The organism is Acinetobacter sp. CY17, from assembly GCF_059515825.1.
Genome location: NZ_JCAKMX010000022.1, coordinates 14,103 through 28,224 on the forward strand (window position 1 = coordinate 14,103; position 14,122 = coordinate 28,224).

13 protein-coding genes are annotated in these 14,122 nt (G+C 41.4%); 7 read left to right on the top strand and 6 right to left on the bottom strand.

The features are described 5' to 3' along the window. The first annotated feature begins 114 nt into the window (after positions 1 to 114). From AC5YCI_RS13545 to AC5YCI_RS13565, 5 genes are all read left to right on the top strand, one after another. The gene (locus AC5YCI_RS13545; protein WP_496175696.1) at positions 115 to 477 is read left to right on the top strand and encodes a NirD/YgiW/YdeI family stress tolerance protein; all 363 of its coding nucleotides are present in this window, start codon (positions 115 to 117) and stop codon (positions 475 to 477) included. Between the two features lie 151 nt (positions 478 to 628). Further along, entirely contained in the window at positions 629 to 2,197 is a 1,569-nt protein-coding gene (gene guaA / locus AC5YCI_RS13550) for a glutamine-hydrolyzing GMP synthase (RefSeq protein ID WP_496175697.1), read from the top strand. 94 nt (positions 2,198 to 2,291) lie between these two features. After that, positions 2,292 to 3,209 carry a restriction endonuclease gene (locus AC5YCI_RS13555; protein WP_496175698.1) on the top strand — a complete coding sequence of 306 codons (918 nt, stop codon included), beginning with the start codon at positions 2,292 to 2,294 and terminating at the stop codon, positions 3,207 to 3,209. Between the two features lie 137 nt (positions 3,210 to 3,346). After that, positions 3,347 to 4,294: a pirin family protein gene (locus tag AC5YCI_RS13560; RefSeq protein WP_496175699.1), complete on the top strand. Its 948-nt coding sequence runs from the start codon at positions 3,347 to 3,349 to the stop codon at positions 4,292 to 4,294. 105 nt (positions 4,295 to 4,399) lie between these two features. Further along, a complete protein-coding gene (locus AC5YCI_RS13565; protein WP_496175700.1) occupies positions 4,400 to 5,056 on the top strand; it encodes a glutathione S-transferase family protein in 657 nt (218 codons plus the stop codon). Positions 5,057 to 5,083: 27 nt separating this feature from the next. Here AC5YCI_RS13565 and AC5YCI_RS13570 read toward each other — a convergent pair whose 3' ends face one another. Together AC5YCI_RS13570 and argS are read right to left on the bottom strand one after the other, a co-directional pair. Further along, entirely contained in the window at positions 5,084 to 5,683 is a 600-nt protein-coding gene (locus tag AC5YCI_RS13570; RefSeq protein ID WP_496175701.1) for an SPOR domain-containing protein, read from the bottom strand. Between the two features lie 195 nt (positions 5,684 to 5,878). Next, on the bottom strand, positions 5,879 to 7,669 hold the full coding sequence (gene argS / locus AC5YCI_RS13575; RefSeq protein ID WP_496175702.1) for an arginine--tRNA ligase: 1,791 nt from the start codon (positions 7,667 to 7,669) through the stop codon (positions 5,879 to 5,881). Between the two features lie 623 nt (positions 7,670 to 8,292). Here argS and AC5YCI_RS13580 point away from each other — a divergent pair. After that, positions 8,293 to 9,987: an NAD-dependent malic enzyme gene (locus tag AC5YCI_RS13580; protein WP_496130305.1), complete on the top strand. Its 1,695-nt coding sequence runs from the start codon at positions 8,293 to 8,295 to the stop codon at positions 9,985 to 9,987. 28 nt (positions 9,988 to 10,015) lie between these two features. On the opposite strand, the gene AC5YCI_RS13585 is transcribed toward AC5YCI_RS13580, so the two are convergent. Next, positions 10,016 to 10,939 (bottom strand): Dyp-type peroxidase, encoded by a 924-nt coding sequence (locus AC5YCI_RS13585; protein ID WP_496130306.1) that lies wholly within the window; start codon positions 10,937 to 10,939, stop codon positions 10,016 to 10,018. Positions 10,940 to 11,087: 148 nt separating this feature from the next. On the opposite strand from AC5YCI_RS13585, the gene AC5YCI_RS13590 reads away from it, so the two are divergent. Next, a complete protein-coding gene (locus AC5YCI_RS13590) occupies positions 11,088 to 11,708 on the top strand; it encodes a LysE family transporter (protein WP_496130307.1) in 621 nt (206 codons plus the stop codon). Positions 11,709 to 11,998: 290 nt separating this feature from the next. Here AC5YCI_RS13590 and znuB read toward each other — a convergent pair whose 3' ends face one another. From znuB to AC5YCI_RS13605, 3 genes are read right to left on the bottom strand one after another with little or no spacing between them, the layout of a single operon-like run. Next, on the bottom strand, positions 11,999 to 12,799 hold the full coding sequence (gene znuB / locus AC5YCI_RS13595) for a zinc ABC transporter permease subunit ZnuB (RefSeq protein WP_496130308.1): 801 nt from the start codon (positions 12,797 to 12,799) through the stop codon (positions 11,999 to 12,001). A 3-nt stretch (positions 12,800 to 12,802) separates the two neighbouring features. Further along, positions 12,803 to 13,567: a zinc ABC transporter ATP-binding protein ZnuC gene (znuC, locus tag AC5YCI_RS13600; protein ID WP_496130309.1), complete on the bottom strand. Its 765-nt coding sequence runs from the start codon at positions 13,565 to 13,567 to the stop codon at positions 12,803 to 12,805. After that, complete coding sequence (locus AC5YCI_RS13605; protein ID WP_496175703.1) at positions 13,567 to 14,058, bottom strand: transcriptional repressor; 492 nt, start codon at positions 14,056 to 14,058, stop codon at positions 13,567 to 13,569. Before AC5YCI_RS13605 ends, znuC begins: the two co-directional genes overlap by 1 nt. Positions 14,059 to 14,122 lie beyond the last annotated feature (64 nt).

Below are 14,122 nucleotides of genomic sequence, written 5' to 3' on the forward strand. Positions count from 1 at the left end.
TAAAACTATAAGATTATAGAGGTATAAAACTGCTCAAATTACCACCAAAATTTACATTTAAAAAAAGTTGAGCTCTTAAAATAATGCTATCCATACAACAATCCAGAGAGAAATATGCAAAAAATTATTTTAAGTCTGTGTCTTGGTGCAGCATTACTCAGCAGTCCTTTAGCTTTTGCCAAGTCAGATCAACTGCTATTACAAGAAGCAGCTAAAAATCAGGTGAGTGTTGCCAAAGCCAAAACACTTAAAGATGAAACTGGCGTGACTTTAACAGGTACCATTGTTAAGCATATTGCTGGCGATGATTTTGAGTTTAAAGATGCTACAGGCAGCATTATGCTAGATATCGATGATGATCTATGGAAACCGATGCAACTCAAAGCTGGTGATAAAGTGAAGCTGATGGGTGAAGTGGATACCCATCGTAGTAAACCTACAGATATTGAAGTGATTAAACTACAACGTCTGCCTTAAGCCCGCAATTTCAGCCAAAATAATCAGGTTAGAAGCTAAATTGGTTAAAAAGGCACAGTTTAGTTTTTAACCTTATCTGAATAGTGTGCCTAATCGTAGGAAAAATGCTAGAATAGCGCGCTTATATTCGTTGCCTGCATAGTTGTTTGCCATGACTACCAATACCCAAATTACTGAAGATCGTATCCTGATTCTGGATTTCGGTTCTCAATATAGTCAGCTTATTGCACGTCGTGTACGTGAAGCTGGTGTTTATTCAGAAATGTACGCCTTTGATATGTCTGAAGAAGACATTCGTGCATTTAACCCAAACGGGATCATCCTGTCAGGTGGTCCAGAAAGTGTTCATGAAGAAGGTAGTCCACGCGCACCGCAAGTTGTATTTGAACTTGGTGTACCTGTTCTTGGTATTTGCTATGGTCTACAAACCATGTCTGCACAGCTTGGCGGTAAAGTAGAGCCAGGTACTGTTCACGAATTTGGTTATGCAGAAGTGAATATTCAAGTGCGCGACAAACTTATTGGCGACCTTGAAGATTCTAAAGACCAGTTAAAAGTTTGGATGAGTCACGGCGATAAAGTGACTGCCATTCCTGAAGGTTTCCAAATTACTGCTAGCACACCAAGTTGCCCAGTGGCGATGGTTTCTGACGAAGCACGTCGTTTCTACGGTATTCAATTCCACCCAGAAGTAACTCACACTGCAAAAGGTGCTGAATTACTGTCTAACTTCGTACACAACATTTGTGGTTGCCGTGCGCTTTGGAATTCTGAAAACATTATCGATTTACGTGTTGAACAACTTCGCGCGCAAATTGGTGATCAAAAAGTTCTTTTAGGTCTTTCAGGTGGTGTGGATTCATCGGTTGTTGCGGCATTATTACACCGCGCAATTGGCGATCAATTGACTTGTGTATTCGTAGATAACGGTTTATTACGTTTGAACGAAGGTGAGCAAGTGATGGACATGTTTGCGAAAAACATGGGTATTCGCGTGATCCGTGCTGATGCTGAAGATCGTTTCTTATCTGCACTTGCAGGTGAAGTTGATCCTGAGAAAAAACGTAAAATTATTGGTCGTGAATTCATCGAAGTCTTTGCTGAAGAAGCACGTAAGTTAGATGGCGTAAACTTCCTTGCACAAGGTACGATTTACCCAGACGTGATCGAATCTGCTGCAACCAAAAATGGTAAAGCACACGTCATTAAATCACACCACAACGTGGGCGGTTTACCAGATGATTTAGCTTTTGAATTGGTTGAGCCAATCCGTGACTTATTTAAAGACGAAGTTCGCCGTTTAGGTACAACTTTAGGTTTACCTTTCGAAATGCTTTACCGTCACCCATTCCCAGGTCCGGGTCTAGGTGTTCGTATTCTTGGCGAAGTAAAGAAAGAATATGCAGACATTTTACGTTTAGCAGATGACATCTTTATGCAAGAATTACGTGCAAGTGGTTGGTACGACAAAACTGCGCAAGCATTTGCGGTATTCCAACCTGTAAAATCTGTTGGTGTAGTGGGTGATGGTCGTCGTTATGCATGGGTGATTGCACTTCGTGCCGTTGAAACTGTAGACTTTATGACAGCGCGTTTCGCACATCTTCCATACGATTTAGTCGACAAAATCTCGACGCGTATCATGAATGAAATTGCTGACGTTTCTCGTGTTGTTTATGACGTATCGTCTAAGCCACCAGCGACTATCGAGTGGGAATAATTTTCTAACGAAAATTATTTGATAAAAAAGGGCGCTTAGGCGTCCTTTTTTTGTTTAAGATATATGTAATTAAGAAAAAACTTAGATATATAAAATGTATACCCATTACGATTTAATGTTGCCTTTGCTAAAAATTATGCAAGCTAATGATAGAGTTTATAGTTTACAAGAAGCTTATAAGGAACTCATTCAGGCATTAAAATGTTCTGAAAAACAGGCAAACGCCACTATGGAAGATGGTCGGAATATTATTTTTTATCGTTTGCAATGGGCGAAAACATATCTAAAAAAAGCAGATTTACTTGAATACCCAAAGAAAGCGCATTTTCAATTGTCAAAGACAGGTAAAAATCTTGATCTAAGAAATATTGAACTAATTAATGCTAAATATCTTTCACAATTCGGCTCTTTTAGTGATTTTCGAAAATTAAATTCCAAAACTGATAAAGAGACTAAAGTTTCTGTCATAAAAGAAGAGAGTTTAGTAGAGGAACTTACCCCTCCTGAAATAATTGCTGAACAAGCACAAATTCTAAAAGATGATTTAAAAAGTGAGTTATTAGGTTTAGTAAAGAATAATTCTCCAAGATTCTTTGAAAGATTGGTTGTTGATCTTCTCGTTGCTATGGGCTACGGAGGTTCTCATCAAGATGCTGCACAAGCGATTGGAAGAACTAACGATGGTGGTATTGATGGTGTGATTAGTGAAGACCGTTTAGGTTTAGATAAAATTTATATCCAAGCGAAGCGTTGGGAAGATACCGTTGGTCGTCCTCATATTCAGCAATTTAAAGGTGCATTGGCAGATCAAGTAGCTAAAAAAGGCGTATTTATTACTACGTCAGGTTTTAGCAAAGAAGCAATCGAATCTGCGAAAAAGTCGGGAATCGTGCTGATTGATGGCGATAAACTCACATCATTGATGATCGAATTTGGTTTAGGCGTACAAGTTGAGCGTAGTTTTCATATTTATAAAATCGACCAAGATCGCTTTGATGAAGATAATCTTTAGAGCCTTAAAAGGCTCTTTTTTGTTACTAAATTAAAATAGTGTTGTCCTAAAGATAGGATTTAGCGTATCAAATGGATGATAGATTCGTACCAGTAAAATGATTAAACTTTTATAATCAGCAACACTTAGGATGTGTCATGACCAATAATACTTACACCGAAATTTCGCATTCTGATGATTGCGCCAAATATATCAACCAATTTATTCAAACATTTACTCTACGCCGTGCTGAAATTGGCCAAGGTACGGTGATTAAGCGCGCTTTGCCAAGTCGTGAAAAACGTATGATTGGTGCATGGTGTTTCTTAGATCATGCGGGTCCTGTCCATTTTCCACAAGGTGATGGTTTAGATGTTGGTCCACATCCACATATTGGTTTGCAAACCTTTACTTGGATGATTGATGGCACGATGTTGCATGATGACAGCTTAGGTTCGAAGCAATTAATTCGCCCTAAACAAGTCAATTTAATGACCGCAGGGTATGGTATTTCACATACCGAAGTAGCGCCCGAAAATGAAACGCAAATGCACGCGGCACAGCTATGGATTGCGTTGCCAGATGATAAGCGCAATATTGCACCACGTTTCGATCATTATCCAGATTTACCGGTAGTGCTTAAAGATGAGATTGAATTTACCGTGTTAGTAGGTGACTTCTTAAATAAGACTTCACCAGTGAAAGTCCATAGCGAGCTACTAGGGGTAGATTTAACAACCAAGCAAGCAGCCAATAGCATGTTAAAACTCAACCCCAAGTTCGAGTATGGCTTTATGGTGTTAGAGGGCGAAGCAAGCGTCAATGGCCATGACTTAAATGACGATAATTTCCTCTTTATTGAACCTGGTTTACAACAGATTGATATTCAAATTGCCGCTAACAGTCGCGTGTTATTGCTTGGCGGTGAACCATTTGAATCACCTATTTTATTGTGGTGGAATTTTGTCGGACGTACCCAAGAAGAGTTGGCTGAAGCACGTCAGCAATGGGTAGAGGGGCATGCGCGTTTTGGTACGATTCCAGCCTACGAAGGCCCACGTTTAGAAGCACCGGTTTTACCTGAGCGTATGCGGGCCAGTAAATAACAATGTTAAGGCATTTAGGCTCTAAATAGCCTTTATGTAAATGGGGCAGATTTTCTGAAGCAAAGCTCGTTATAGTCAAGACCAAACGAGAATAGGAGCATGCAGATGATCTGCTTACATCATTTAGAAAAGTCGCGTTCGTTAAGGATTTTATGGGCGCTTGAAGAACTTCAGCTCGACTACCAAGTTAAATTTTATCAGCGTCAGAGCAATTTCTCCGCACCGCCAGAATTAAAAAATGTTCATCCATTAGGTAAAGCACCTATTTTAACCGATCAAGAATTTACTTTAGCTGAATCAGCAGCCATCTTAGAATATCTCCAAGAACAATATGATCAACAAGATCAGTTTAAGCCTAAAGCGCAAGCTCAAAAATTACAGTATCGTTATTGGATGCATTATGCTGAAGGCTCATTGATGCCTTTATTGCTAATGACCTTTGTTATGAATGAAGTGCCTAAAAAACTCCCTGACGTGCTGCAAGGTGTTGCAGATAAAGTCTTGGATGGGGTGAAGCACAATTTCATTAGCCCTCGTTTAAAAGAACATTTAGAATATTTGGAAGACTACTTAACCCAAAATGAATATTTTGCTGGCCAATTTTCTTTTGCTGATATTCAAATGAGCTTTGCACTGCAAGCCTTGGCAGCACGCTTTGGGGATGAATATGCCAATATTCAATCTTATGTAAAGCGTATTGAAGCGCGTGATGCTTATCAACGCGCGAAAGCCAAAGATCAAGAACTAAATCAGACGCCATAAAAAGCGACCATTTAGGTCGCTTCAGTTTTAGCGTTTTACCACAATGGAATCAATACCACTGTGTTGTAAGGTTTGCTGAGCACTGATTGCAGCATCTTGCGATTCATAGGGACCTGAGATGACGCGATACCAGGTCTCACCATTTTCTTGAATTTTGAGTACATCGGCAGATAAGCCATTTAAAATAATTTCAGCACGGCGTGCATCGGCCTGATCAGGGTCATTATAGCTACGCACTTGTAAAATGTAGTTGCTTTTGACTTCTTCTGGGCTGAGTAAACCAGTCTGATTAGGGTTGGCTTCTGAAGCCGGCGCTTCAGGCGCTTCAATAATCACCACTGCATTGGTGTTTTTATTTTCGGGTATAGCTTGTTCGGGAATTGGAGTAACTTGTTGTTGGGGTAACAACTCATAAAAACGATAGTCTTTGTTGGTGTCTTCTTGGGTTTGCTCAGTGGTGACTTGGGTCTTGGTCTGTACAGGCGACCACGGTTTCCACAGCATCAATGCGACAGCAAAGCAAAGTACAATTAAAATGACCAACAACATCCATAACCAAGTCGGGATGAGTGGCTTTTTTTGCTTATTCGGTCGTTCAGATACGCCGCGTTGCGTTTTTCCAAACACGTAGATGTCCTTATTTAAACAGATCGAGTGAATAAACCACTTGTAGCGATTCAAAGACTTAAAGTCAAACCTTAAGCCTTTGAACTCACCATGTAATAACAATCTATTACATCGTGAATATAAAGTGCTTGATGCACTTTAAGTTTGCTGCTCAAAAGATGATGAGCAGCAAGAAAGGGCAGCCCTATAAAGGTATTACATGCTCTCTGGTGCAGATACACCGAGTAGCTCTAAACCGTTACGTAGCACTTGCTGTACATTCACTGATAACAATAAACGTGCTTGAGTGAGCTCAGCGTCGTCACCTAGTACTTTATTTTCGTTGTACCAGCCGTGGAATAACGCTGCCAGTTCTTTTAAATAATTACCCACTTGGTGCGGTTCGTAGCTATTAGCAGCACGCGCAACAATTTCAGGATAAGCAGCAAGCTTGGCTAAGATTTCAGTTTCAGCATCTAGCTCAAGTTTAGCAGCTAAGCCACGCGCAACTGTTGCATCAAAGTTGATGCTTAAGGAGGCTGCTTTTTCTAACATACGGCAAATACGTGCATGCGCGTATTGGATGTAGTACACCGCATTGTCTTTACTTTGTGACACAGCTAAGTCTAAATCAAAGTCAATGTGCTGCTCTGATTTACGCATCACGTAGTAGAAACGAGCCGCATCGTTACCCACTTCTTTACGTAGGTCACGTAAAGTTACGAACTGACCTGAACGAGATGACATTTGCACCATCTCGCCGCCACGCCATAAGCTAACAAATTGAACCAAAAGTACGGTCAATTTTTTAGAGTCGTAACCCATAGCATCAATCGCTGCTTTCACACGTGCAATATATCCGTGGTGGTCTGAACCCCAAATATCGACGATATCGGTATAGCCACGTTGTAATTTATTCAGATGGTAAGCAATATCAGAGGCAAAGTAAGTAGTTTGACCATTACGACGTTTCACCACACGGTCTTTTTCATCGCCAAATTCAGTGGATTTAAACCAGATGTTGCCGTCTTTTTCATAAAGGAAGCCACGTTGGTCTAAGGTCTGTAGTGCTTCTTCAATTTTCTCAGTTAATGAAGCTTCGCTAAACCATTGATTAAACGTAACACCAAATTCGCCAAGGTCATCTTTGATGTCATCAAGAATGGCTTTTAAAGCTGCTTGGTGGAATACGCGGTAACCTTCGCCAATTAACGCTTGTGAGTTATGAATTAAACCATCGATATGCTTTTCTTTGTCGCCAGATAAAACGACCTTGTTGCCATCTGCATCCAATTCGGCAGCAAACTGTACGTCTTCAGGTACATCTTTATAGATATCTGCTACAGGACGCACGTGTGCATCACCATCTTGGTCAATAATGCTTTGTGCGATTTCTTTAACATAGTCGCCTTGGTAAGCATTTTTTGGGAAGACTAATTCTTGACCTGTTAATTCTAAGTAACGTAGGTAAGTAGAAGTTGCCAAAATGTCCATTTGACGGCCAGCATCATTGACATAATATTCACGGTCAACAGTGGCACCCGTTGCTTCTAACAGGTTTGCGACTGTCATACCATACGCTGCACCACGACCATGCCCTACGTGTAGGCTAGACGTTGGGTTTGCAGAGACAAACTCAACTTGGACACGTTTTTGCGCATTGACTTGGGTGCGACCAAAAGCTGCTTTTTGTGCTTGAATGGCATCTAGCACTGCAAAACGTTGGTCAGCATTTAAGAAGAAGTTAATAAAACCTGGACCTGCGATTTCAGCTTTGCTGATATCTGCAACTTCAGGAAGTGCTGCTAAAATCTTTTCCGCTAAATCACGAGGCTTCATACCCGCAGCTTTCGACGCGATCATGGCGATATTTGACGCAAAGTCACCGTGACTGCGGTCTTTAGTACGCGTTAAGTTACCGCTATTATTAAAGTCGGATGGGAGTACACCTTCAGCTTGAAGGGCTTGCACTGCATGATCGAGCGCTGCTTGGATTGCCGTGTTCATATTCAGTCGAAAATAAATGTCGCAGAAAAACAGCAAATATAGCAAATTTCCGTGCCTTTAGGTGAAGCCATTTGTTGTGAATAAATAATGTGCGATGTTTTTTAAGCCTCGCTAAGATTTAAGCTGTATAAGGCTAAGCAAACCATAACGGAAAATAGGGTTGTTGAATCATAGCAAAGCAGTCAAAAAGTTTAATCTTGAGTTGTAAAAATGAGCATTTTAAGACCTTTGTTTGCTTGGATTTTAAACTGATAATATGCTTACGATCATTTCGCTATTAAATGACTAAATTGTAGTCTTAAACGGAATTAACGATTGTAAGCTGAACTCTGTCTAGGCTTAGCCCTAACACGAATTTTTAAAGTGTAAGATGTGGCTTTGTGCTTAGAGTAGCGAAAATAATGGCTTTGTCTAAGTATGGATGCGAAAAAAATGTGATTTAAGTTGGATTTTTGCCCGAACTCAGGCTAATTTTAGTGGTATTAATAAAAGAAATTAGTTTGATATCATTATCAATTTACTAAATATACATTTTGTTAAAAATAGGGTTAAGCTTAGGCATCTTTAAGCAAGGGGTACGACAGCTAACCCCATTTTTGCAAAACACAATAACGAGCTTAGGCATGACCGCAGACGATTTCAAAAAACCATTATATCTCCCTTATGCAGGCCACAATCTGCTAGAACTTCCTTTACTCAATAAAGGTTCAGCATTTACTGCAGAAGAACGTAGCAAATTTAATTTGCATGGCTTAATTCCACATGCTATTGAAAGTATTGAAGAGCAAAGCCAGCGTTCTTATCAACAATACTGCGCATTTAATGATGACATTAACCGTCATATCTATTTACGTAATATTCAAGACACCAATGAAACCTTGTTCTATCACTTAATTGAAAATCATTTAAGTGAGATGATGCCTATTATTTATACCCCAACTGTGGGCGAAGCCTGTCAGCGTTTTTCTGATATTTACCGTCGTCATCGTGGCGTATTTATCTCGCATGCAGATCGTGGTCATATTGACGACATTTTGCATAACGTGACTAAGAAAAACGTTAAAGTGATTGTGATCACTGATGGCGAACGTATCTTAGGTTTAGGTGATCAAGGCATTGGTGGTATGGGTATCCCTATTGGTAAGTTATCGCTGTATACCGCTTGTGGTGGGATTAGCCCAGCTTATACGCTGCCGATTACCTTAGATGTTGGCACCAACAACCAACAGTTACTGAATGATCCCATCTATATGGGGCTGCCGCAGCCACGTATTAGTGGCGATGAGTATTATGACTTTGTGGATGAAGTCATCGATGCTATTCAACGTCGTTGGCCTGAAGCCTTAATTCAATTTGAAGACTTTGCGCAAAAAAATGCGATGCCATTACTGATGAAATATCGCGATAAGATCTGCTGCTTTAATGATGATATTCAAGGTACGGCAGCGGTTTCAGTTGGTAGTCTGATTGCTGCAAGTCGTGCTGCAGGTAAACAACTCAAAGACCAAGTGGTGGCATTCTTAGGTGCAGGTTCGGCTGGTTGTGGAATTGCAGAACAAATTGTGGCGCAAATGGTGGCAGAAGGCTTAAGCGATGCCGAGGCGCGTGCACGGGTGTTTATGGTGGATCGTTTTGGTTTAATTACTGAAAATCAGCCAAATTTATTAGATTTCCAACGTAAATTAGCACAAAACCCTGCCAATGTAAGCCATTGGGCTGACATCAATGACATGATTTCATTATTGGATGTCGTGAAAAATGCCAAACCTAGTGTACTGATTGGTGTATCAGGTCAACCGGGTCTATTTACCGAAGAAGTCATTCGCACGATGGCCAGCCATTGCGAGCATCCGATTGTGTTACCGCTTTCTAATCCAACGTCACGTGTTGAAGCATCGCCAAGTGATGTGATCGCCTGGACTGAAGGGCATGCTTTAATCGCAACAGGTAGTCCATTTGCACCTGTGAATTATCAAGGCAAAATTTACAATATTTCGCAGTGTAATAACTCGTATATTTTCCCAGGCATTGGCTTAGGGGTAATTGCAGTGGGTGCTAGCCGTGTGACCGATGCGATGTTAATGGCATCGAGTAATGCTTTAGCAGAATGCTCTCCAAAACTCCAAGATATTACTGCTGATTTATTACCTGAAATTGATCAGATCCAAAAAGTATCGCGCTTCATTGCCTTTAGAGTGGCAAAAGCGGCTATGGCAGATGGAGTAGCACCGATTATTGATGATGCGGCTTTAGAAGAGATGATTGAAAGTAACTTCTGGACACCGCAATACCGTCCATATCGACGTGTAACGTTCTAAATAAAAAAGGCGCTTAAAGCGCCTTTTTTTATGCTGTTGTCAGCACTTCTTCGAGCAATTCTTCGCTTGGGGCAAAGTAATATGCTCCATCTTTTGGAGTAACAAAATGCAGCAGACGGTCATGAATCCCATCGCCACTGCTGCCAAACATTTGCAAGAGCATTTGATCAATAATGCTTAAATCGTTGGTGTAGGCAATAAAAAATAGACCTTGATCACCACGACCATCCCCATAAGGCAGTGAATGACGCAAAATGGCCAATTCTTCACCATCTTCGTCTTCTACAATGGCGCGTGCGGTATGTGCATTGTCAGGCTTTACATCATCATCAAGTTCAATACTTTCTAATTTAGTACGGCCAATCACTTGTTCTTGTGCATCAACTTTGAGTTTTTTCCATTTTCCTAAATCATGGGCATAACGTTGGGCAAAGACAAATGAGCCATCGGCAAAAATACCTGCATCTTCAGGCAATAATGCAGTTTCAGCACGATCATCTGGGAATTGTGGGTTCTCTGTGCCATCAATAAAACCGGTTAGGTCACGTCCATCAAAATTACGGAAGCAGACGCGTTCATCTAATACGTCTACTTTATCTTGAATCCCGTCAAAGAAAGCTTGGCTTAAGGCAAAGCAAATGTCACTACGCTGTGCAGCAATATGAATCAACACATCCGCCTCAACCACAGGCATTGTAAATGAGCCATGAATCGGTTCGAGTTGTTTAAAGCCTTGCGGTGCTTGCTGATAGAGCTGCTGCCACAGCTGAGGGCCAAATGCCACTGCAGTTTTTACTTGAGCTTGAGGATGTTGAGTGATTAAACGATCGCGTGTGCTAAACAGTGCTGCAAGTTGCTGCTTGAGTTGATTAATGTTTAGATCTTTTAGACGTAAAACAATAAAACGGGCATGCTCAGAAGGTAGTGGCAAAATGACAGATTGTGCGGTCATAATCAGCTCCTTGAATATATTTTTGCTATTTGGCTCGGGCCTATTGTGCCCGAGCAGTTATGCTGTGCATAGAGTAGGCTTAAAATTTCACAGCGATGAGTTCAGTACGACGCTATAATAAGCGTAATTTTTGCAGTGGGTTGAGATGATGTCGTATCAGCTTTGGCTAGGTTTTATGCTGGCATGTTGGGTGATTAGTATTTCGCCTGGCGCAGGGGCAATCGCTTCGATGTCAAGTGGACTCAACTATGGTTTTCGCCGTGGCTATTGGAATGCGTTGGGTTTGCAATTGGCCTTATTGGTGCAAATTGCGATTGTCGCTGCTGGGGCAGGGGTATTGTTTGCGACCAGTCCGTGGGCCTTTTTAGCGATTAAATGGTTTGGGGTGGCGTATTTGTTGTATTTGGCTTATTTACAATGGCGTGCGCCAGTACAATCCATTCAAATTGCACAAGACACCCAATTAAAGTCGCCTGTAAAACTTGTGCTCAGTGGCTTTTTAGTTAATATGAGTAATCCCAAAGCGATTGTATTCTTACTGGCGGTACTGCCACAATTTTTAGATTTATCACGGCCACAATGGCCACAGTATGTGATGATGGCCATCACCATGATTAGTATTGATTTGATCGTGATGGCGGGTTATACCGGATTGGCGGCCAAAGTGCTTCGCTTATTGAAATCACCCAAACAACAAAAAATTCTCAATAAAAGTTTTGCCACGCTGTTTGCAGGTGCAGCAATTTTACTCAGTTTGGTTCATCAATAAAAGAATAGCCCGACATCCTGTCGGGCTATTCTAGATGGGGGTAGGTTTAGGTATAACTCCTGTCGTACCTCACGTTCCTGATGTAAGAACTTATAATTATTGTTTTATGTTCCGGAACTTCCTGTTCCTGATGTAGTTAGAATAAGTCACAGCGAACTTTTGCCCAAGCGACGATTGGCACTATACGATGTAAGCTTTCACCTACAACATTGTAAGTTAAAAGCAAAAAAGCCACTGAAGGTGACTTTTTTAGGAATTTTTAGCTTTCAAGCGAGGGGAGGGGAGTGCTTTTACGCTATTTTGCGTAGTTTTTGTACGCTAAAGATCAGGGCAAACAGCATTGACATGGTAATGACAATACTTAAGCCACTTGAGATATTGAGACCTGCACTTGACCATAAACCAACACTGATACCCATTTGTGCCACTACAAAAGCCCAAATCAGCATTTGTTTAGGTGAGTGTGCCAACAGGCGTGCAGTCAAAGCGGGAATGACTAGTAATGCGCCCATGAGTAATGAACCAACAGCTTTAAGCGCCAATACAGTAAATAAAGCCAACAGTAACATAAACACTAAACGTTGCCATTTGGCATTAATCCCTTCACTGACTGCAATATCAGGGTCAATCGCAACTTGGATTTGTTGATGCCAATATTTATATAACACCACAAGTGCAGCAATGATGACGCAGGCAAAGACAGGTAAATCTGACCAAGCAATTTGCAGTAAGTCACCAAATAAATAGCTGAGCAGTTCAGGGCGTAAACTTGGAATATGTTGAATAAACAATAAACCTGAACACAGTAAAGTAGCCGAGCACAGTGCCAGTAGCGCATCGTTTGGTAGGCGTGGATCATGCAGGATCCAAAGAATGCCCACTAACAGCAGCGCAATAAAAGTCACGCCCATCCAAAGCGGTAAGCTCATCGCACCAGCAATGGCAACCCCCAATAAGGTACCATGCGCCATTGTATCGGCAAAAAATGACATACGGCGCCATAACATTAAACAGCCCAGTGGCGCGGTTAAAAATACCAAGAGTGTACCCATCGTCCATGCAGGTAACAGCAGTTGTAACCAATCCATCATGTTTTAAACTTCCGGTTCTGGGTGAATATGCGGGCGTGGATCATGTTGGCACGGCGTAGCTGAATCACCATGTGCACAATGGTCATGATGATGTTGGTAAAAGACGCGATTGGTGCCAAAAATTGCTTGGTATTCGGGGTGTTGCTGTACATTGGCAGGTGTCCCGCTGCAACAAATGTGTTTGTTTAAACACACCACACGATGCGTACCTTGCATCACCCATTGTAAGTCATGCGACACCATCAGCACGGCACAGCCATATTTGGCTGGTAAACTGCTGACGTAGTGGTACAGTTCAGCTTCAGACTGAATGTCTAAACCTTGCATCGGTTCATCTAGCACTAAGATATCCGGTTGGCGCAGTAAAGCGCGTGCAATTAGTACACGTTGCCGTTCGCCCCCTGAGAGTTGTTGAACCTTAGAGCGCTCAAGCTTGGCAATACCGGTATCACGAATAATTTGTTGCTTAATCTCAGCATCGCATTTTTCTAAGGCCAATAAATCACACACCCTAAGCGGCAAGCTATGTGAAGGATTAAACTTCTGTGGCACATAGGAAAATTTCAGCGCTTTATGGCTGATCACGTGTCCAGATTTGGGTTTAAGAATACCCAGTAACACCTTAATTAAAGTTGATTTTCCTGCACCGTTGGGACCAATTAAAGTCACAATTTCTTGAGGATGCAGACTAAAATCAACATTTTTTAAAATGTCACGTTCATCAATACGGACCTGAATGCCACGTAATTCAATTAATGGGTTATTCATTATTTTTGACACTGTTGGCAAATGCCAGAAATCTCAATAATGCTGTGATGTGGGGTAAAGCCATCATCATCGGCTAAAGATTTCAATTGTTGTAATAAGGTTTGTGCTGATGCCTCTTTAACCACTTTACATTCGGTACAAATTAAAAAAGCGGCCTGATGTCCTTCACGTGGATGACAACAAGGAATGTAAGCATTAATAGAGGTTAAACGATGGATTAAACCTTTTTCTAATAAAAAATCTAAGGTGCGATAGACGGTAGGCGGTGCAGCCGGACGATCAGATTGACCTTTAATTTTAGCCAATAGGTCATAAGCACCCATCGGGCCATTGGCATTTAAAATCAGTTCTAATACTTCTTTACGTAGTGGGGTTAGACGCGCGCCGCTAGTGGCACACAGGCTTTCTGCTTCCGCAAGACGCGCTGCCACATTGTGATGATCGTGGACGCCGTGCAAGACATTGTGGTGTTCATGCGAACATAAGCTCATGCGCAAACCTCAGTTCAGAGAGTCAAGAAAAGTGGACATTAAATTTTAGCACGAAGCGCTTTGA